At 56.2% G+C, this 20,690-nt stretch carries 18 protein-coding genes and 1 pseudogene; 9 read left to right on the top strand and 10 right to left on the bottom strand.

Features of this window, described 5'->3' with window-relative positions; translation table 11 throughout:
• Window positions 1–358 (top strand): annotated as a pseudogene (locus IEX74_RS23250) (glutamine synthetase type III); the annotation flags it as partial.
• Window positions 359–502: 144 nt separating this feature from the next.
• On the opposite strand, the gene IEX74_RS12590 reads toward IEX74_RS23250, so the two are convergent.
• The 4 genes from IEX74_RS12590 to IEX74_RS12605 form a co-directional block, all read right to left on the bottom strand.
• Window positions 503–1,051 carry a DUF4468 domain-containing protein gene (locus IEX74_RS12590; RefSeq protein WP_188814342.1) on the bottom strand — a complete coding sequence of 183 codons (549 nt, stop codon included), beginning with the start codon at window positions 1,049–1,051 and terminating at the stop codon, window positions 503–505.
• A gap of 359 nt (window positions 1,052–1,410) precedes the next feature.
• Window positions 1,411–2,550, bottom strand: coding sequence for a glycosyltransferase family 4 protein (locus tag IEX74_RS12595; RefSeq protein WP_188814343.1), 1,140 nt, complete (start codon window positions 2,548–2,550; stop codon window positions 1,411–1,413).
• A 158-nt stretch (window positions 2,551–2,708) separates the two neighbouring features.
• Window positions 2,709–4,130: an oligosaccharide flippase family protein gene (locus IEX74_RS12600; protein ID WP_308421125.1), complete on the bottom strand. Its 1,422-nt coding sequence runs from the start codon at window positions 4,128–4,130 to the stop codon at window positions 2,709–2,711.
• A 143-nt stretch (window positions 4,131–4,273) separates the two neighbouring features.
• Window positions 4,274–5,047, bottom strand: coding sequence for an AMP nucleosidase (locus tag IEX74_RS12605; protein ID WP_188814345.1), 774 nt, complete (start codon window positions 5,045–5,047; stop codon window positions 4,274–4,276).
• Window positions 5,048–5,271: 224 nt separating this feature from the next.
• Here IEX74_RS12605 and IEX74_RS12610 point away from each other — a divergent pair, with 224 nt between their 5' ends.
• Window positions 5,272–5,745: a type I restriction enzyme HsdR N-terminal domain-containing protein gene (locus IEX74_RS12610; RefSeq protein ID WP_188814346.1), complete on the top strand. Its 474-nt coding sequence runs from the start codon at window positions 5,272–5,274 to the stop codon at window positions 5,743–5,745.
• A gap of 191 nt (window positions 5,746–5,936) precedes the next feature.
• On the opposite strand, the gene IEX74_RS12615 is transcribed toward IEX74_RS12610, so the two are convergent.
• The 4 genes from IEX74_RS12615 to IEX74_RS12630 all read right to left on the bottom strand — a co-directional run bounded on the left by IEX74_RS12615 (window position 5,937) and on the right by IEX74_RS12630 (window position 10,848).
• A complete protein-coding gene (locus IEX74_RS12615) occupies window positions 5,937–7,844 on the bottom strand; it encodes an LTA synthase family protein (protein ID WP_188814347.1) in 1,908 nt (635 codons plus the stop codon).
• 13 nt (window positions 7,845–7,857) lie between these two features.
• A complete protein-coding gene (locus IEX74_RS12620; protein WP_188814348.1) occupies window positions 7,858–8,460 on the bottom strand; it encodes an SMI1/KNR4 family protein in 603 nt (200 codons plus the stop codon).
• A 126-nt stretch (window positions 8,461–8,586) separates the two neighbouring features.
• Window positions 8,587–9,714, bottom strand: a complete 1,128-nt coding sequence (ald, locus tag IEX74_RS12625) for an alanine dehydrogenase (protein WP_188814349.1) — start codon at window positions 9,712–9,714, stop codon at window positions 8,587–8,589.
• A gap of 351 nt (window positions 9,715–10,065) precedes the next feature.
• Window positions 10,066–10,848: a DUF1573 domain-containing protein gene (locus tag IEX74_RS12630; protein WP_188814350.1), complete on the bottom strand. Its 783-nt coding sequence runs from the start codon at window positions 10,846–10,848 to the stop codon at window positions 10,066–10,068.
• Window positions 10,849–11,223: 375 nt separating this feature from the next.
• Between IEX74_RS12630 and IEX74_RS12635 the strand changes: the two genes are divergently transcribed.
• Entirely contained in the window at window positions 11,224–13,638 is a 2,415-nt protein-coding gene (locus IEX74_RS12635) for an alpha-ketoacid dehydrogenase subunit alpha/beta (protein ID WP_188814351.1), read from the top strand.
• Between the two features lie 83 nt (window positions 13,639–13,721).
• On the opposite strand, the gene IEX74_RS12640 is transcribed toward IEX74_RS12635, so the two are convergent.
• On the bottom strand, window positions 13,722–14,270 hold the full coding sequence (locus IEX74_RS12640; RefSeq protein ID WP_188814352.1) for a hypothetical protein: 549 nt from the start codon (window positions 14,268–14,270) through the stop codon (window positions 13,722–13,724).
• A gap of 114 nt (window positions 14,271–14,384) precedes the next feature.
• Between IEX74_RS12640 and IEX74_RS12645 the strand changes: the two genes are divergently transcribed.
• Complete coding sequence (locus IEX74_RS12645) at window positions 14,385–15,386, top strand: long-chain-fatty-acid--protein ligase (protein ID WP_188814353.1); 1,002 nt, start codon at window positions 14,385–14,387, stop codon at window positions 15,384–15,386.
• A 49-nt stretch (window positions 15,387–15,435) separates the two neighbouring features.
• Here IEX74_RS12645 and IEX74_RS12650 read toward each other — a convergent pair whose 3' ends face one another.
• Window positions 15,436–16,593: a sigma-54-dependent transcriptional regulator gene (locus IEX74_RS12650; RefSeq protein WP_188814354.1), complete on the bottom strand. Its 1,158-nt coding sequence runs from the start codon at window positions 16,591–16,593 to the stop codon at window positions 15,436–15,438.
• A 292-nt stretch (window positions 16,594–16,885) separates the two neighbouring features.
• On the opposite strand from IEX74_RS12650, the gene IEX74_RS12655 reads away from it, so the two are divergent.
• The 5 genes from IEX74_RS12655 (at window position 16,886) to IEX74_RS12675 (ending at window position 20,548) form a co-directional block, all read left to right on the top strand.
• A complete protein-coding gene (locus IEX74_RS12655; RefSeq protein ID WP_188814355.1) occupies window positions 16,886–17,239 on the top strand; it encodes an S-adenosylmethionine decarboxylase family protein in 354 nt (117 codons plus the stop codon).
• Window positions 17,240–17,466: 227 nt separating this feature from the next.
• A complete protein-coding gene (locus tag IEX74_RS12660; RefSeq protein ID WP_229755259.1) occupies window positions 17,467–18,570 on the top strand; it encodes a DUF4178 domain-containing protein in 1,104 nt (367 codons plus the stop codon).
• Window positions 18,571–18,579: 9 nt separating this feature from the next.
• Window positions 18,580–18,771 carry a hypothetical protein gene (locus IEX74_RS12665; protein ID WP_188814357.1) on the top strand — a complete coding sequence of 64 codons (192 nt, stop codon included), beginning with the start codon at window positions 18,580–18,582 and terminating at the stop codon, window positions 18,769–18,771.
• Between the two features lie 12 nt (window positions 18,772–18,783).
• Complete coding sequence (locus IEX74_RS12670; protein ID WP_188814358.1) at window positions 18,784–18,999, top strand: DUF350 domain-containing protein; 216 nt, start codon at window positions 18,784–18,786, stop codon at window positions 18,997–18,999.
• Complete coding sequence (locus tag IEX74_RS12675) at window positions 18,992–20,548, top strand: polyamine aminopropyltransferase (protein WP_188814359.1); 1,557 nt, start codon at window positions 18,992–18,994, stop codon at window positions 20,546–20,548. The genes IEX74_RS12670 and IEX74_RS12675 overlap by 8 nt, the downstream gene beginning before the upstream one ends.
• Window positions 20,549–20,690 lie beyond the last annotated feature (142 nt).

The raw sequence follows: 20,690 nt of genomic DNA on the forward strand, positions 1-20,690 counted from the left end.
CGACCTAGCTTTGAATCATATTATTCCGACCGCAATTGCTTACCAAACGAAACTAATCAACAACCTTTGTGGCCTGCGGGAACTTGGATTAGAAGACGACAGTTCGCAGGTCACGATTGATACAATCAAAGCCATTTCGCGCTACATTGCAACCATTAAGACCGAAGCAGACGCGATGGTCAATAGCCGCAAGACAGCCAACAAGATTGAAGATACACGGGAACGCGCAATCAGCTATTGCGACACCGTGAAAGCGCATTTCGGCCCCATTCGCCGCGCCGTAGATAAGCTCGAGCTGATGGTGGCCGATGAGGACTGGCCGCTGGTGAAGTACCGCGAACTGCTGTTCCGGCACTAAGCCCGCGGACGGGCTCGACCCGGAGTTGGGTGGGAATTTTCTCCGCGTGTCGAGACGCGAAAAAGCCGTTCCGGGTGGGACGGCTTTTTTTGTGCCCTCACTAACCTAGGTTGTTAGCGCCGGCAAATGTTCAGACAATGCGCTTTAAATCAGATTGCTGGCTTCTTCCGGGCGCTTCATGGCGGCATTGAGCCCATCGATAGTCGCCAGAATCCAGCGGTCAATTTTGTCAATCGTCTTGATGACGCCTTTGCGTTGTCGGCGCAAGCCATACGCTTCAATATTGGTCGTGACGGTGCCAACACTGTATTTACCGGCTCTAGCGTAATCAGAATACGTGTGGGTGATTTGGTCGATTTGATACTGATAATGACCATCTTTCACCTGGATAGCCAACCGAAAGGCTTTTCCGTCGAAAGCGTTACCGGCCTTAACGTGGCTGATGAGTAGGCCGGCTTCCGGATTGCTCACTTTCTGAACGACTGTGTGCGTGGAGCCTAGCTCCGCAAGCCAATCCTGCGCCCGCAGAAACAGCTCTTCCTCCGGAACATTGGCGGCGGGCACCACGGCCGTGTACTCAACTTGCTTTGTTGTTTGATTTACAGGTAGTTGAAAGTAGCCAGGGTAAGGCCCCGGCTGGGCGATTGTTGTGCTGGTCGCCAGCGCAAGCAAAAGTGTGCATAAGAGTTTCATGGGACGAATGGGTGGCTTTCTGATAGGGGTGGGTTATCAGAAAAGGTGGGTGGTAGGAAGGTGAAGAGCGGCGTGATTCAGTTAAATCTCTGGGCGGAGCGTAGCAGTTCAGCAGGCAAGTAAACACTGGAAAATTATACTCAGATTAAAATAGATTAAAACGCTTTTAATCTGACTGGCAACTGCTAAAGCCTACTATTGCCGATGGGTTTGCGTTGCTGATTTTGTATAGTACAATTTACGCGCACTACCGCATATAGTTCCGCCAGCCCGGCACCCGCGGATGCCACCATTCAGCCTGTTAAAACCAAACCTAGCTTCTGCCCGCACGAGAGAAGAGGGCTGGGGTGCGGCTGCCTTCAGTCCGCAGAGCCGCGCTCCACTTCTTCCAGTACCTCCCAAAGAGCTTCGGCACTCTGGTCCCAGGAAAAGCGCTTCATATTATCAAAGCCTTTGATAATCAGCTCCTCACGCAAAGCTAGGTCGGCGTGCAGCCTGACCAGCGACTCCGCGATGGAGTCGACGGCAAACGGGTCTACCAGCAAGGCGGCGTCGCCGGCTACTTCGGGCAGGGAGCTGCAATTGGACGTAATAACCGGGCTGCCGCAGGCTTGCGCTTCAATAATCGGGATGCCAAAGCCCTCGAAGTAAGGTACATACACCGTAGCAAGCGCGGCGGCGTAGAGTTCCACCAGCTCCGCGTCGCTCACGCGGCCGGTGAGATGCACATCGTCCTGGTGACGCATTTGGTCGTACACATCGAAGATGGGTCCGGCCTTCCACGCCTTGCGCCCCACGATCAGCAGCTGCGTATCGGCACCGGATTGGGCTTTGAACTGGTCGAAGGCGCGGAGCAGGTTCACCAGGTTTTTGCGTGGCTGCAAAGCGCCCACAAAGAGAAAATATGGTTTGCCGTCGCTGAACTTTGCGCACGTAGCGGTCTGTGTTGCCTCCGGCTGCGGCCGAAACCTGGCATCGGCCGCATTGTACACCACGCGGATACGCTCGGCGGGCAGCTGGTACGTGTCGATCAGATCCTGCCGGGTCGCTTCCGAAACGGCCACTACACAGTCGGAAGCGTAAGCGAAACGCGGCGCAAAAAAGTGGTAGTACTGGCGTTGCAGAAAGCCCACATCCTGCGGAAAATGCTCGAAAGCCAGGTCGTGCATCACCGTCACGCGGGGCACGCTGGTACGCAGCGTCGTGAACCCATCGAGGCTGAGAAACACATCGGGGCGTAGCTGGCGAAGCGCTTGAGCTACAGCGCCTTCAAACCATGCTACGAACAGAAACGGATGCCGGGCCGGCGGAAACAGCACATGCGGCACCACGTTTTTGCCGAAGACGTATTTCGAGTCAAACGGCCGGTCGAACAGGAAGTGGAACGTGTGTTCGGGGTGGCGCCGCACCATCCGGATCAGCGTTTCGTAGGTGAAACGCCCGATGCCTTCGAGCTGGTTGCCGGGCAGCAAAAAGCGGACGTTGACGGCGATAATCAATTGGACGATAGGATGATGAGGTGATATGCTAGTGTGCTAATAGAGCTGTTGTCCTGAGGAACAAAGGACACGACTAACGTAATAACGCGCTGCTCAACTGGCATTAGGTCATGCCGCTTGATGCGCGGAATGTTCCTCAAGATGACAGAGAGGAGAACCTAGCTGCGTTTCAGCACCTTCTGCAGCTCGGCTATGCTTACGATGTTCGTCAGGAACAGGATGCCCACGAACGCAAACCCCGCCAGCACCGCTTCGATGAGCCATTGATCGACGAGCAGGCGCAAGCCGAAGAACACGCCGCAAAGCAGCCCAAACGCCAGACCTAGCTGCCCCAGCACCCGCCACGGAATGGCGACGCCCGCCCGCTTACGTACCAGCCACAAGTAGCCAATCGACACAAAAAGGGCACACAGCAAGGTATTCACTGATGCTGCTAAAGCACCATAGCGCGGCAAAAGCACCAGGTTCAGGCCAACGTTCAGGGCGATGCTGCCGGCTACAAGCCAGCTAACAGGCCGCTCCTGACTGGTGCTCGTGAGCAGCGTGCTGTAGATGGCAAAGAAGGCGTGCACCAGCACGTTCACGAACAAGATCTTCAGACACAAGGCCATACGACCTAGCTCCTCGGGCGAGCTGTGCTTAAACTGCCAGAACAAAACCTCGCCCCGGAACAGCACGAACGCGCACACAAACAGCAGCGGCACCGTAACGACGCGCTGCCCGAACCAGAGCAGCTCCTGCTGCTCCTCGCGGTTGTGCGTAGCGAGCGCAAACTTGGCGAAGAACAGCGGCAGCACCGTCCACAAATACATCATCACGGCATCGACCCAGCGGTAGGCGCCGGCGTAGTAGCTAGCTTCCTGCGGCGATACCAGCCGCTCCAGCATGCCCATGTCCACGCGTTCATTGAGGCCGTAGAGCAGGGCAATGAGGGCAAACGGCATACTGTCGCGCAGGAGGGTGCGGGCGTGGTCCCAGCGCAGCCGGTAGCGCACCCGCCCGTATAGCCGCGACACCAGCCCGTATAGCACCACAAAGGTGAAGAGCACCGCCACCGAGCGCGCGCCCACGTAGCGGTTGAGGGTGAGGCCGATGGGCAGCAAACCGAGCACCAGCAGCAGCAGCAGCGCCTTCTCCAGAATAGACAGCACCGCATCGGTATTGAAGCGCTGGTGAGCCTGAAGCGCGCCGCGCAAAAACAGCGTGTACTGCGTCAGGAGCAGGCCTGCGCCGATGAGCGCCAGCAGCAGCAGTACGTGGCCCTGATAACCTAGCACCGCCCCGACGCCAACCATCAGCGCCAGGAAGCCCGCCATGAGCCAGCCTTTGAGCGGCAGCAGGGTCGGGAAGTATTCGGGTAAAAAATCGGCGTTGGCGGCTACCCGCTTGGTCATGAGCTGGGTAGTACCTAGGTCCGACACCGACGCAATGATGAGTGTCCAGGCCGACAGCGCCGTGAACGTCCCGAACGCCGCGTGCCCCAGCCGGTCCTGCACCAGATTCTCAACCACCACCCAACCCGGCTTCACCAGCAGGTTGAGCAGTACGACAAAGCTGATATTTCCGAAAAACTTTTTGATAAAAGCAGGAGCGTAAGTGAAGCGACGAAAATACGATGAGTAAGTTTATTGGCTATTGGCTATTGGCTATTGGCTATTAGCTGTTGGCTGCTAGCTGTTAGCTTTTGTTCAACGACGAAGGCTAGCAGCTAACAGCTAACTCATTACTCAAACCGCAAGTGCTTCACCGATTCGCCGGAGTTCTGTAGTTCAATGAGCGAATCAATGCCGATCTGAAGGTGGGCCTGCACGAAACCGGCCGTCACTTTCGAGTCGCTTTCGGCCGTTTTCACACCTTCGGGCGTCATCGGGTTGTCCGACACCAGCAGCAGCGCGCCGTGCGGAATCTCGTTGATGAAACCGACCACGAAGATGGTCGCCGTTTCCATATCCACGGCCATCGCCCGAATTTGGCGCAGGTAGTCTTTGAAGGCGGCGTCGTGCTCCCACACGCGGCGATTGGTGGTGTACACGGTGCCGGTCCAGTAGTCCTTCTCGTGCTTCTTAATCATTGAAGAAACAGCACGTTGCAAACGGAACGAGGGCAGGGCCGGGATTTCCGGAGGCAGATAGTCATCGGAAGTACCCTCGCCGCGAATGGCGGCAATGGGCAGGATCAGGTCACCTAGCTTGGTCTTGCTTTTCAGGCCGCCGCACTTGCCCAGGAAGAGCGCCGCTTTTGGCTTAATAGCTGAGAGCAAGTCCATTACGGTAGCCGCCATCGGCGAGCCCATACCGAAGTTGATAATCGTGATATTGTTTGCCGTAGCCGTTTGCATCGGCTTATCCAGGCCGCGCATCTCAACGCCAAACTGCTCAGCAAACATCTGAACGTAGTTGATAAAGTTGGTCAGCAGAATGTATTGCCCGAACTCCTTGAGCGGAACGCCCGTGTAGCGCGGCAGCCAGTTCTCCACAATGGAGGCTTTGTCTTTCATGGAATTATATTGTTATATGGTTGATTGTTAAATGGTTAATTGCTTGATAAAAGGGTGCATCCAGTTGAGAATCTTAAAATCGGTAGCTCAGCCATTTGACAATTCAACCATTTAACCATTCAACAACCAGCCTTTTAAAAACAAAAAAGCCGTCACACAAAACTGTACGACGGCACCTCAGTGAAAAGCGGAAACAGATTTTCCATGCGGTACCTTTGTAGGTGATGCAAGCGCTGAACCTGCCGCCTTTCGAGTACAAACTTACAAAATCGGGCCCAAACTCGCTAATCTGGGACGTTTTACGCCGCAAGAACGTGGTGCTGACGCCCGAGGAATGGGTGCGCCAACACGTCGTTCATTACCTCATCGACCACCTAGGTTACCCGCGCGGCCTACTCGCCCTGGAGCGCGGCCACGCCTACAACCAACGCCAGAAGCGCACCGATCTTTGTGCCTTCGACGCCGATGGAAAGCCCTTGCTGCTGGTCGAATGCAAAGCCACTACGGTGCCTATCACGGCAGCCGTAGCGCACCAGGCCGCTACTTATAATCAGACCATCGGCGCGCCTTTATTGCTTCTAACCAATGGGTTGCAACACTACTGCTGGCACGTTGACTTCGCGCAGCGCCGCAACGAGCAGCTAGCGGAAATTCCGGATTACGAAGCCGCGCAACGTGTAGCCAAGAACCTAGGTTAATAGAACGTCATTCCGAGCCTTGCGAGGAATCTCGCGTGCTTTACCAAAACGTCATGCTTCATCTGGCGTCCGCTTGTCGAAGCATCTCTACCGCAACGGTATTCATTTACTTTGGCGGGAGAGATGCTTCGACAAGCGGACGCCAGATGAAGCATGACAGTTACTAAGGCATCGGCAATCGGAACCTAGGTTTACTTATACAGCTGATTATCAGCTAACCCATTCACGAAAAACTGCACACAGGCTTTCAGCTCGTCGCCGTACTGCTGCACTTTTCGCGGATCGGGGTGGGGGAGCGGCTCCGCCGGAATGAAATGCGTTTGGTAAGGAAAGAGCAGCACTTTGTTGTCGACGGTAAGCTCCGTTACGAAGTCGCGGTGAACCAGGAAGTAGGAGCCGCCGCTTAGGTAGATGGCCCGGCCGGAATTGTCCTTGTCAAAAACGGAGTAGCCGAAGGGAAGCAGTTGATTATCAGCGTTGAAACCTAGGTAGTCGAGCACGGTGGCGGGCACGTCGGCTTGCTGGGTGATGCGGTGCACATCGGCAGCGGGCAGGGTGCGACCGGGGTGGAAGAGGAGCAGCGGCGTTTTGTAGTTGCCTAGGTCGTTCTGGTAGCCGGGGCGGCTGGTCTGCGATGTGTGGTCGGCCAGCAGAATGAACAGCGTGTGCTGGTACCACGGCTGCCGGCTGGCGGCCTTGAAGAACTGCCGCAACGCATGATCGGTGTAGCCAATGGTGGCGTGAATGGGCAAATCGCCCGCCGGGAAACGACCCGTGTACTTGGCCGGCACGGTGAACGGCTCGTGGGAACTGAGCGTGAACAGTGTGGAGAAGAAAGGCTCTTTTTGCTTGCTTAACTGTTGATTAAAGTGCTGAAGATAAGGCTCATCGAAGATGCCCCAGTGCCCATCGTAGTCGGGGCTGCCGGCGCCGCCGGGGTATTCTTCCAGGCCGTAATAGCGCTGTATGCCCGCAATACCGGCGAAGGTGTTGAAGCCCATCGTACCATTCTGCGCCCCATGAAACATGGACGTGGTGTAGCCCTGCCGGCCCAGCAGCTCACCTAGGCCATGCAGCTCATCGGTCTGGTAATTGGAGGTGATAAACGGGCCTTCCATCAGCGAAGGCAGCCCCGCCAGCGCGGCCGGTAGCGCCTCGATGGAGCGGCGGCCGTTGGCATAATGCTCCCGAAAAAACAGGCCCTTGGTAGCCAGCGAGTCGAAGAAAGGCGTGTAGCCTTTGCCGCCGTTTTCGATGCCCGTATACTCAGAGGCAAAGCTTTCCAAAAGCAGCACCACCACATTATCGGGCGGAGCGCCTCTTTTTATTAGCTGCACTGGCAGATGGCTAGCAGCCAACGCCCGGCGCAAATCAGCGGGCGAAGTGAAGTAGTGCTTGTGCTCCGCGGTCTGGTAGCCCAGGCTTTTCAGGAACGTGAAGGTGCTGTTCAGGGCCAGATGACCTAGCACGGCGGGCTGCTGCACAAACGCGTGACCCGTGCGCAACGGCTTCAGCTGCAAGCCTCCCCGAATACCCAGCACCACCCCAAAAGCCACTAAAGCCACTTCCAGCGCCCCGAGCCCAAATCGGCGCAGCCGGGTAGTTGGAAAAGCAAGCTGAGCGGTAGCCTGGCCCGAAGGCATCGGGTACAGGTAGCCGAGCAGCACCATCAACCCAATGAACGGAATTAGCAGGTACCAGTAATGACCTAGCAGCTGCACGGCCTGGCGCTGCACATCGGAGCCAATCGTGGAAAGCTCGTTGGACGTACGTCGCCCGATGAACTTGAAATACTCCGTGTCAATGATGTTGAGGGCTAGGCCTATCGAATTGATTACCAAATACACGCCGCGCAAAAAGCGTTGCCAGGCTCGCCCAAACGCCGGCACCAGTGACAACACCATAAACGGTAGGTTCAGCAGCAGCAACCCCGAAATATCGAACCGGAAGCCGTGCCAGAAGGCCCACAGCACCTGTCCGCCGGATGCCTCCTGGAAAACGGTATGATTGGCCGCGTAAAAACCTAGCCGCAGCAGCAGATACAACCCAAGCAGCAGGGAAAAGCGCCGCAGCAACAGGCGCAAAGCAAGAGAAGGCATGCGCATTGCCACGTTATTCGCCCGACTTGAATTGAATCGACTGCCCGTCGGGTAAGCCTTTGATTTTCTGGTAGAAATCAGCCAGCCAAGCTAGGCGCTCGGCGTTAGGTACCGCCTTGAGGCTGGTCTTTGTCTTGTCCTTGGTTGCAATACAAGCCGGCGGATAAAGCCTTAACAACTGCCCAGGCTGAAGCACCCCGCCACCTTGCTGGAACGTGCGCAACGGCTGCATACCCAGGGCATCGACCGGAAATTTTTCCACGCCAAACAGGAAGTGCTTGAAGTCGACTTCCAGGTCGGCTAGCTCGCCGGTTTCGGTATCGAGGAAGAACACGGCATCTTGGCGCAGCAGGAACTGGTTGCCAAGGCAATCCTGCGCAAACGGAATATCCGACCGCTCTACAGTGTCGTAGGTGCGCCAAAAGGCATTTGGGCCGTGCCAAACTTCTTCGAGCGAATGCCAGGCCGGCACGCCGCCGCAGCCCCGAATGTGCAGGCCGCCGAAGTAGGCGACCACACCATTTTGCTTACGCAGAAAATCTTGGAGGTAGGAGGGAAGCAGAGCGAGGGTCGTGGCGTTGGTGATAGGTGCGCCCGTGAACAGAATTCCAATCATGTAATCAAATCCAGCATGGAGCTGGCTGCGGATCAAAGTAAAAGCCGAAACGACGTTATTTCGGCAAAAGAAGAAAAGCCTTCCCAACCTAGCGTCGGGAAGGCTTTTCACAAAATTAATCTAAACCTAGACGTGGGCCGGCTCTAATACTGAATCCACGCTAACGAGCGGCAGATTCCAGGCTTCCGCCACGCCTTTGTAGACGACCTCGCCGTTTACCACGTTCAGGCCGAGGCGCAGATCGGAGTTCTGGCGGCAGGCTTCCTGCCAACCTAGGTTGGCTATTTTTACGGCGTAAGGCAGCGTGGCGTTGGTCAGGGCCAGGGTGCTAGTGTAGGGCACCGCGCCGGGCATGTTGGCCACGCAATAGTGCACAATATCGTCGATGATGAAGGTCGGATCTTCGTGGGTGGTGGGCTTGCAGGTTTCGATGCAACCGCCCTGGTCCACAGCTACGTCGACGAGCACCGTGCCGGCCTTCATTGTCTTGAGCATGTCGCGGGTGATGAGGTGCGGCGCTTTCGCGCCCGGAATCAGCACGGCGCCCACGATGAGGTCGGCGGTTTTGATGGCTTCGCGGATGTTGTACTCGTTGGAGTACACCGTCACCACGTTTTTGGGCATGATGTCGTCCAGCTCGCGCAAACGGTTCAGGCTGATATCCATGATGGTCACCTGTGCACCTAGGCCGGCCGCAACTTTCGCCGCCTGCGTACCCACGATGCCGCCACCCAGCACGAGTACGTGCGCAGGCTTCACGCCGGGCACACCGCCGAGCAGAATGCCACGGCCTTTCAGCGGTTTCTCCAGGTACTTAGCGCCTTCCTGCGGCGCCATGCGACCAGCTACTTCGCTCATCGGCACCAGCAGCGGCAGCGAGCGGTCGGCGCGCTCCACGGTTTCGTAGGCGAGGCAGGTTGCCTTGCGCTCGATCATGGCGTGGGTCAGCTCCTCGCTCGAAGCAAAGTGGAAGTACGTAAACAGCAATTGGCCTTCCCGGATCAGCGCGTATTCTTCCTGAATCGGCTCCTTCACCTTGATGATCATCTCCGCCTGCGCGTACACGTCAGCGATGGTCGGCAGCACCACGGCGCCAGCTTGCTCATACTCAGCATCCTGGAAGCCGCTACCTACGCCAGCCGAAGCCTGCACGTACACGGTGTGATGATGCTTACGCAGCTCCGCGACGCCTGCGGGTGTCAGGCCTACGCGGTTTTCGTTATTCTTAATTTCTTTCGGAACGCCGATAATCATGGTGAAGGGAGGAATAAAGGAGAAAACTACGGGTGGAAAAACGGCCGCAAAGATACGATATATAGACGATGCACGAAGCCTGCGCTTCGCGCTTCATTGAACGCTAAATGTTGCGCGCCGCCTTTTGGTTCGTCATAACAATAAACTGTGCAACGATACGCGAAACGCAGGCTGCGTGCTGCATCTTGATCAACTCAAGTTGCGGAGCTGTAAGCTAGCTCCAGTGGGGCGGTATATGGGTAGAACCTGGCCTGTAAAAAACGACCTAGCCCCAGCAGGGCGCCACCTAGGTTCTAATGACCGGTGCCACTCCGCTGGGGCCAGACTCAGATAGTCAGCAACCTAGGTTGTCTACTTAAACGGAACCGCTGAGCCGCTTTCCTTCACCATGCTGGCCGCGTTCAGGTCGCGTACTACGTTGGCCTGAAGCGTCACTTTGGCGTCGCCGCTCAGGTCATTGGAGCTCATCGTCACGACTTCCAGCGACTGACCGGCTTGCCGGGGCGCGTAGATCAACTCGACGGGTGCGCTTTGGCCGGGCTTAATGGGCTGTGGCGTAGCCTTGTAGCCTACGCAGTTGCACGACGAAGACAGCATGCCCAGGACCAAATCCTGCTTGCCGGTGTTCTGCACCGCGAAGCGGGCAATGCTCTGCTGCCCAACTTCCATCTTGCCGAAGTCGTGCGAGGTAGTGTTCAGCTTCGCGTGGGGCGACTGGGCCAGCTGGGCGGGCGTGAGTTTGCTCTTCAACTCGTCTTTGCCGAGCACGGTGCCTTTGATGCTGAGCACGGTGCTGGGCGTAGCCGCGTTGCTGGTCACGGTCACAGTTTTGTTGAACACGCCGGGCCGGCCGGCGCTGCTGTACACGGCCTTCACCATGCCCGATTTGCCGGGCAGCACGGGCGTCTTGGTCCAGTCGGGCGTGGTGCAGCCGCACGACGCCTGCACGTTGGCAATGACGATGGGCTGAGTGCCGGTATTTTTAAACTTGAATTCGTAGCTGGCCATCGTGCCTTCGGCGACGTTGCTGAAGTCGTGCGCGTCTTTTTCAAACGTCATAATGCCCTGGGCACTAGCGCCGAAGCCGGTGAGCAGCAGCCCGAGCCCAAACAAAAGCGAGACAAAGTTTTTCATAGAGTGAAGCGTACAGGTTTTAGGATTTCGGTTCTGAAAAGGTAAGCCGGTGCAGCCAGAGCTATACAAATTAAACGAATAATACACGAAGCCTGTAATCTATCAAGACACTGCCAAGGCTAGCCCACCAAATTACGCGAGCTACTTTGTAGCCTTTGCATAATAATCCGATGGATTCAGGGCGTATTCTTCTTCAATTTTAGTGGTTACTGCCACAGTACCACAAAGATATACAAAAACGTTTCCGCTGCGTATGGCAGGCTAGGTAGGCGCTTGCCGGGCGTCGTTTTCAAAATCCGTACTTTTGCCCCGAGTTTGCAGCCTAGGCGTCCCTGATTCGTTTCAGTTGCTTGTTGTCCACCCGTTTTGTTTTCTATGTCTACTGTCGAATCGGCGCTGGCTCCGGCCATTGCCCTGAGCAAAGAAGAGTTGCTACGTGATTACCGCCTAGGTTGGGAAAGCCGACAGGCTTCGCTGGCCGGCCGCAAGGAGGTATTTATGGGCAAAGCCAAGTTTGGCATTTTCGGCGACGGCAAAGAGCTGCCTCAATTGGCCATGGCGCGCGTTTTTCAGGCGGGCGACTTCCGCTCGGGCTACTACCGCGACCAAACCTTTATGCTCGCGGCCGGCGAGCTGAACTTACAGCAATACTTCGCCCAGCTCTACGCCCACACCGACGTAGAAGCGGACCCCGCCACCGGTGGCCGCTGCATGAACGGCCACTACGCCACCCGGCTGCTCGACGAGGATGGCAACTTCAAGCCCCAGACGTCGAGCAAGAATTCCAGCGCCGACATTTCGCCCACGGCCGCCCAAATGCCGCGCTTGGTGGGGCTGGCGTACGCCTCGAAGCTGTACCGCCAGAACCCGGAGCTGCACGCCTTTACTGATTTTTCGGTGAATGGCAACGAGGTGGCTTTCGGTACTATTGGTAACGCCAGCACCTCGGAAGGCATGTTTTTCGAGGCCATCAATGCCGCCGGTGTGCTCCAGATTCCGATGCTCGTGTCGGTGTGGGACGATCATTACGGCATCTCAGTACCTGCTGAATACCAGACCACCAAGCAGAGTATCAGTGAGATACTGGCCGGTTTCCAGCGCAACGGACCCGGCGAGCAGGGCTTCGAGATTTTCGTGGTGAAAGGCTGGGACTACCCGGCGCTGCTCGAAACCTACCAGCGTGCCGCCGACGTGTGCCGCCGCGAGCATGTGCCGGTGCTGATTCACGTTACGGAAGTAACGCAGCCGCAGGGCCACTCGACCTCCGGCTCGCACGAGCGTTATAAAAACAAAGAGCGCCTAGCCTGGGAGCAGGAACACGACTGCCTGCGCAAGATGCGCCAGTGGCTGCTCAAGGAAGGCTACGCCACGCCCGAGGAGCTGTTTCGGATAGAAGATGAAGCGCTGGACGCAGTTAAAAAAGCGCGCACTGCTTCGTGGCAGGCGTTCTTCAACCCGATTCAGCAGGAGCGCGAGGAGCTAAGTCAGCTGCTGGAAAAGCTGGCTAAGGAAGCCGAGAAGCCCCACAACCTCCACAAGTCGATTGAGCACCTGAAGCAGAACCCCACCGCCCTCCGCGCCGACATCATCCGGACGGCGCGCCGGGCGTTGCGGCAGGTCCGCGGGCAGCGCATCGGTGCGCGGCGGGAGCTGCAACAGTGGCTGGAGCAGGCCACGGCCGAAAACGCCGACCGCTACAATTCTTACCTATATAGCCAGAGCGAGCAGGCCGCCTTGAACATCACGGAGGTGAAAGCCGAGTTTGCGCCCAATGCTCCGCAGGTAGACGCCCGTGAGGTGCTGCAAGCCTGCTTCGACGCCAACTTCCGCCGCGACCCTACCATCTTCGCCATCGGGGAGGACGTGGGGCAGATTGGGGACGTAAACCAAGCCTTTGCCGGTTTGCAGGCCAAGTTCGGCGAGCTGCGCGTGACGGATACTGGTATTCGCGAATGCACCATCGTGGGGCAGGGCATCGGGGCGGCGCTGCGCGGACTGCGGCCGATTACGGAGATTCAGTACCTAGATTATCTCCTTTATGCCATCCAGATTCTGTCCGACGACCTAGCTACGCTGCAATACCGCACCAAAGGTGGGCAAAAGGCGCCCCTTATTGTGCGCACGCGCGGCCACCGCTTGGAAGGCGTGTGGCACGCGGGCTCACCGATGGGAATGATCCTGAACAGCTTGCGGGGCATGCACGTCTGCGTGCCGCGCAACATGACGCAGGCAGCGGGCTTCTACAACACGTTGCTTCGCTCTGATGAGCCGGCCCTGGTTATTGAATGCCTTAATGGCTATCGCCTCAAGGAAACCATTCCGCAGAACGTTGGAGAATTCACGGTGCCGCTCGGCGTGCCGGAAGTGCTGCTGGAAGGCACCGATGTGACGATTGTCACCTACGGCTCAATGTGCCGCATTGTGCTGGATGCCGCCCGGCAGCTCGCCAAAGTCGGCATCTCGGTTGAAGTAGTTGACGTGCAGACGCTTTTGCCCTTCGACACCGACCAGTTGATTACTGACAGCATCCGCAAAACCAACCGGGTGCTGTTCACCGACGAAGACGTGCCCGGGGGGGGCACGGCCTACATGCTTCAGCAGGTGCTCGACGGGCAGCAGGCCTACCGCTACCTCGACGCGCAGCCCCGCTGCCTCGCCGCGCAGCCCCATCGCCCACCCTACGGCACCGACGGCGACTACTTCAGCAAGCCCAACGCCGAGGACGTATTCGACACGGTGTATGAGCTGATGAGCGAAGCCGACCCGAAGCGCTTTCCTGCTATTTACTAGGGCATTAGCAGCAAAAAGCCCGCTCAGACACTGCTGTCTGAGCGGGCTTTCGTTTGGGGAAATGAAACCTAGGTTGGTTCGGATTAGAACTGAATCGGGTCGGTAAGAATGGTGTTGCTCTCGTGCAGCGCCCGGTCTACGATGCTAACTTTATAGCGTACTTTCGAGCCGGTCGGGAAAGTTCCAGCGAAGACTTCTTGACTGAGTGTTAACTCGCCTTTGAGCGGTTCGGCCCGCCCGCTTGTGTTAAGCAGCGGATAGCGACTATCATAAGGAATGCCATTCAGGATGGTGTCTTTGTACTCGCCATTACGCAGAATCTGAGCTTGAAAGAAGTAATTGTTGTAAAAGCGATTGGCGGTACCATCTGTGTTTTTCTCCTGGTAAGGCGAATTTGTTTCGTCATTGCTCAGACCTAGGTCACCGTCGCCATCCTTAAAAGAAATGGTCACCTTCACGCTGTCGAAGGTGCCACTACCCGTTACGTAGCGCTCTTTGGTAATACGCTTAAAATCAATGCTGGGCGTGTCGGAGTAATCGGGAGCGGTGATGCAGGACGAAACAGTAAGGCTCGCCAGCAGCACCAGAAAAGCCAGCCCCAACAGCCGCAATGGAGTAGAAAAGTTGGTCATATCACGTAGAAAAAAGCAGCCGCCAACCCGTTGGCTGAACAGCCTGAATATACAGCTTCTCAACGAAGAGTCGGGCTATTTGTTATATCGAACCGCTAACTGAATCGTGTTGTAATGAGTTTCCGCGACGCCTACCTACGGCAGCTACCGTACCTGACGGCTGCTGATTTTGAACAAACCGCGTTGGCGCTGTTCCGGCATCAGGCGGCGCATTGCCCACCCTATACCGAATACCTAGGTTTGCTGGGCCGTGACCCGCAGACGGTGCAGCAGCTCACCGATATTCCGTTTCTGCCTATCGAGTTTTTCAAAACCCACGAGGTACGCACCGAGCCGGCCGAATGGGAGCCGCAGGAAGTGTTTCTGAGCAGCGGCACGACCATGCAGCAGCGCAGCCGACACTTGCTGCGCGACCCGCAGCTGTACCGCCAAAATGCCGCCCGCATCTTCGAGCAGACCTACAGCCCGGTGCGCGAGTGGACATTTCTGGCGTTGCTGCCTTCTTACCTCGAACAAGGCCAATCGTCGTTGGTAGCAATGGTCGATTATTTTGCCAAGGAATCCGGCCAAACGCAGCCTGCGTTTTTCCTGCACGACCATGCCGCGCTGCTGCAAGCGTTAGGGGAAGCGAAAAACCTAGGTCGTCACGTCATGCTTATTGGCGTAACATACGCGCTGCTCGACCTGGCTGCCGAATACGGCCCGGCGCCTGAGCTGCAACATCTTACAGTGCTGGAAACCGGCGGCATGAAGGGCCGCCGCCGCGAAATGATTCGAGAGGAGTTGCACGCGGAGCTGAAGCTAGCTTTTGGCCCCGCCGGCATCCACTCCGAGTATGGCATGACGGAATTGCTTTCGCAGGCTTACAGCCTCGGCGACGGCCGTTTTCATCAGCCCGTGCCGCTGCGCATTCTGCTGCGCGACCCGTCCGATCCGTTCTCCGTCTCCACTACCCGCCCCGACGGCGCCATCAACGTCATCGACCTGGCGAACATTGATTCATGCGCTTTCATTGAAACGAAGGACCTAGCTCGCCAGCATCCGGATGGTTCGTTTGAGGTGCTGGGGAGGATGGATAACTCGGACGTGCGCGGCTGTAATCAGCTGATAGCTTGACAAAAAAGCCTAGGTGAGAACCTAGGCTTTTTTGTTGGGTATATGGTTGTTACTTACCTGAATACGCCTTGGCGTCGGCTTCCGTAATGATGTCATCGCTCATGATAACCAAGCGCTCCACCACGTTGCGCAGCTCCCGGATGTTGCCGGTCCAGTTGAGGCTTTGCAGATATTTCAACGCGGCAGCGTCGGCTTTCTTGGGCTTGTTGCCGTAGTCGCGGGCTATGTCGTTCAGGAACTTCTGCACGAGGTCCGGAATGTCTTCGCGGCGGTCGTTGAGGGCCGGCACCTGGATCAGAATAACCGACAAGCGGTGGTACAAGTCTTCGCGGAAGTTGCGGTCGGCAATTTCCTGCACCAGGTTCTTGTTGGTGGCCGCTACCACGCGCACGTCTACCGAAATTTCCTTCTCGCCACCCACGCGGGTAATCTTGCTTTCCTGCAAGGCTCGCAGCACTTTGGCCTGCGCCGAAAGGCTCATGTCGCCGATTTCGTCGAGGAACAGCGTGCCACCGTTGGCTTGCTCGAACTTGCCGATACGCTGCTTGACAGCCGAGGTAAACGAGCCTTTTTCGTGGCCAAATAGCTCGCTTTCAATCAACTCCGACGGAATAGCCGCGCAGTTAACTTCCACCATCGGGCCGCTGGAACGGTTGCTCTGCTCGTGCAGTTGGCGGGCTACCATCTCCTTACCCGCCCCGTTCGGCCCGGTGATGAGCACACGGGCATCAGTAGGCGCTACCTTCTCGATGGCCTTGCGCACCACACTCAGCGCGGCCGAGTTGCCGACCATCTCCGAGCTTTTGGCAATCTTCTTCTTGAGGGTTTTCGTCTCCGTCACCAGCTTGGTGCGGTCAAGGGCGTTGCGCACCGTGATGAGTAAACGGTTCAGATCCGGGGGCTTCTGGATAAAGTCGAACGCGCCTTTTTTGGTGGCATCCACGGCCGTTTCGATGCTGCCGTGCGCCGATACCATGATGAAAGCGGAATCGGGCGATATGGTTTGGGCGCGCTCCAACACTTCAAGGCCGTCCATTTTCGGCATCTTGATGTCACAGAGCACCACGTCGTACTTGTTTTTGACGAGCATATCTAGGCCCGTAGGGCCGTCCTCGGCCTGGTCTACGGCGTAGCTTTCGTACTCCAGAATCTCCTTCAGAGTATTACGAATGGCCCGTTCGTCGTCGATGATTAGAATTTTGGGCATGGGGTAAATTAGAGAACAGATGAGCGCAAGTAGAGACGAAGGTAGCGAATTGTGAGGCGTAGGTAAGAAACAAATACGCAGCGCTTCAGCAAGGTAGATTTATAGAATCTTCGGTAAAGTTACATGAAGTAGCCCCTGATTTGCTATTGGTTTAATAGTTGTCGGTTTGGCGATGGTGCCTGGCTAGCTTGGCTGGCATACCTAGCTCAAGTATCTTGGAAGTAATAAGCGGAAGAGGCAGCGCCTGCACTATTAGCTAGCTAATTGCCAAACTGCACGCAACCACTATCTGATGCACATTTATACTCCTGGGTTACATATTCTGGCCACCTTCATGGCTCCCACTTATCACTTAATCGATGCCAGTGCGTGCCGGCAGTTTTTCGATCAGCAGATTGCCGCCTTGCACCTAACGAAAGTGGGGGAGGTGTACCACACGTTTCCGAACGGCAGCTTCACGGCCGTAATCGGCCTCACAGAGTCGCACCTGAGCATTCATACCTGGCCCGAGTACGGCTTGGCTACCTTCGACGTATTTCTGTCCAACTTTCAGCGCGACAACTCGGCCACGGTGCGCCAGCTGTACGCCGAAACCCTACGCTTCTTTGAGGCTACGGAGCAAACCAAAACGGAAGTAGTTCGATGAGCGCTGAGTTGGTTCCTTCCGGCATTGTGGAGCAATTCGAGTGTCCTAACTGCTCGATGGATATTTCATCTTATGACCCAGCGAGTAGTACTTTTTACGCGTGTCCGTCGTGTGAGGCGTATATTCGGAAGGAAGGCCATGAGCCCGCGAAGGTAATTGTCAGTTCGCGGTGGTCTAGAACTCCGAAGTATATTCCGCAGGTACTGCCCCTAGGTACACAAGGCGTAATGCCTGATGGCTTGACTTACCGCGTGATTGGCTACATGGCCCGGAAAGAAGCCAAGAATACAGAAGTGGAGTATAAATGGGGCGAGTATACGCTGTTCAGCTTGCCCGACAAGTACGCCCAGTTAGCTATATATGAAGGGCACTGGATGTTTATAAAAGCTGCCCAACAGAATTATCGTGTAGGACAACCTGCCTCACGTTACGGCTATGTTGAAGCCGATAACACCACCTACATGCTTTACAACCGGTACTCACCCCGGATCATGTACGCTGTTGGCGAATTTGATTGGGACATTCGAGAAGACGAAAATCTAAACGTTAATGAGTTCGTGGCGCCACCTTACATGCTGGTGGAAGAGCGTAAAGCGGACAAAACATCCAACTGGTATAAAGCTGAACATGTAAACTCTAAGCAGATAGCTAAAGCTTTCGATATAGAAAGATACGCGTTGCCCGATCCGCTAGGAGTGGGGGCCATTGAACCTGCACCCGGACAGAAAACGTGGCCCGCTCTGAAGAGCTTCACGCTACTCCTGGCGTTGCTAGTGGTTGCTACTCAGCTAATACTGCTGGGAATCAGACCCGAGCGTCAGTTGCTGACTCAGCAGTTTCACAGCCGACTCGATGCTTCGCTGCCTACAACGGGTAGCGCGGGAAGTGAAGCAGTTATTGTATCGACTTCGTTTCAGGTGGAAGGCCCGGCGGCTCTCTCGGTGCAGATGCGCTCCACTTTAGACAATCAATGGCTGGAATTACCCGTGTCGTTAATCAATGAGAAGACGGGGCAGAGTTACGAATTCTCAAAAGCCTTGGAGTATTATCACGGGTACGAAGGCGGGGAAAGTTGGAGTGAGGGTAGCCAGGAGCAAGAAGCTACGCTAGGAAAGATTCCCACCGGACGTTATCATCTAAATATATATCCAACGTCGGAAGTTGGTTTGGATTTACCTATTTACCTCAGTGTTAGCCAGCAATCGTCGTTGCATTCCAATGCCATATTGCTGCTGCTTATTCTGCTTATTTATCCGGGTATTCAATTCTGGCGACGCTCTTACCACGAGCGGCAACGTTGGGAAAACAGTGATTTTGGACCGACAACTTAATTATATCTCGTGAACCTCCTTCGTCAACTCTGGTCGATTCGGTACTACGCCTTCCTGGCGCTGCTTGGCTACGGCACCTTCGTGTGGGCCGGCCTGACCGGCACCCGCCTGCTCGGCGACGACAACGAGAGCACCGAAAACATCAACGGCAATGGCTTCTCCGGCGGGCGGGCCGGGCACAGTACTTACTACCACAAGTAAACTTTTCTCCCAATGGAATACCTCAACTTCAAGCTTATTACGGCTTCGGTCGTGTATTCATTGCTCGGCATTCTGATTCTGGTGGTGAGCTTTATTGTCGTGGAAAAGCTGACCCCCCGCACGCTCTGGCGAGAAATTATTGACGAGCACAATACGGCCCTTGCTATCGTAGCCGGGGCCTTTATGCTGTCCGTGGCGATTATTATCAGCGCGGCTATTCATGGGTAACGAGCCGGTTGTATCGCCGCCGCGCCGCGCTACTGCTACCCCCGACCACTTGCCGGGGCTGCTGCTCGCTTCGGTGTTCGTTATTGCTACGTGCGGGCTGATCTACGAGCTGATTGCGGGCACCCTAGCTAGCTACCTGCTCGGCGACTCGGTGACGCAGTTCTCTACTATCATCGGGGCGTACCTGTTCTCGATGGGCATTGGCTCGTGGCTGTCGCGCTACCTGGATGAGCCGTTGCTGAAGTGGTTTATTCGGCTGGAAATTCTGGTGGGGCTGGTTGGTGGATTTTCGGCGCCGCTGCTGTTCGTGTTGTTCGAGTACGTCACCTCGTTTCGACTCATGCTCTATGCGTTGGTGGGGCTGACGGGCGTGCTGGTTGGCCTTGAGATTCCGCTGCTGATGCGCATTCTGGAAGATCGGTTTGCTTTTAAGGAGCTGGTATCGAGAGTTTTTACCTTCGACTACATCGGGGCGCTGCTGGCGTCGTTGATTTTCCCGCTGGTGCTGGTGCCGCAGCTAGGTCTGATCCGGACGTCGTTGTTTTTCGGCGCGCTAAATGTGATAGTGGCCGCCGTGGCGTTGCACCGCTTTCGCGAAACCCGACCGTACCGCCGTCAATTTACCGGCGTTATCATAGGCGCCTTGCTGATGCTGGGAGTGGGGTTTGCCTATGCCGAGCGCATCATGACCTACACTGAGACCCTCGCTTTTCAGGATCAGGTTATTTATAGCAAAAGCACCCCGTATCAGCGCATTGTGCTGAGCAAGAACAACCGCGAGCTGCGCCTTTTTCTGAATGGCAACCTGCAATTCAGCTCCGCCGATGAATATCGCTACCACGAAGCGCTGGTGCACCCCGCCATGCAGGCGCTGCCCCGCGCCCGGCGGGTGCTGGTGCTGGGCGGCGGCGATGGATTAGCCGTGCGCGAACTGCTGAAGTACAACCAGTTGCAAAGCATTCGGCTGGTAGACCTGGACCCGGGCATGACGCACCTGTTTCAGCATAACCAGATGCTGCTGGCGCTAAACAAAGGCTCGCTGCTAAATCCTAGAGTGCAGGTAATCAACGGCGACGCCTACCAATGGGTGCGGCAGGACACCACCCGCTACGACTGTATCGTGGTAGACTTTCCCGATCCGTCGAACTACTCGGTAGGTAAGCTTTACACGGCAGCCTTTTACCGGGAGCTAGATAAGCTGCTAGTTTCCGGCGGACTGATAGTGGTACAAAGTACCTCGCCTTACGTGGCTCGGCAGTCATTTTGGTGCGTGCGGCACACGTTGGATGCGGCTGGTTTTCACACCATTCCTTATCACTGCTACGTGCCTTCGTTTGGCGAGTGGGGCTATGTGCTGGCGGGTCGCAACGGTCATTGGCGGGGCGATGGTGGGTTGCCCGCCGGTTTGCGTTACGTAACCCCTGCCACCATTCGCGATATGCTCTACTTCCCGCCGGATATGGCCGAGGTGCCCACGGAAATCAACCAGTTGAATAATCAAGCGCTGGTGCGGTATTTTGAAGAAGACTGGGGGCCGTACACGCACTAGAGCGCATCTTACTTCTTGGTTATTTTTGGAAAGGTGCTGTGCACCAAATATTTGCGAGAAGCTAGGTTCTGGTACTAGTTTTACAGGTGATACTTTGTATTCGTGATTTTCAACTCTAGAAAACTAAAAGCTAATTACCCCT

The sequence above is a fragment of the Hymenobacter cavernae genome, assembly GCF_014641455.1.
GTDB classification, from domain to species: Bacteria; Bacteroidota; Bacteroidia; order Cytophagales; family Hymenobacteraceae; genus Hymenobacter; species Hymenobacter cavernae.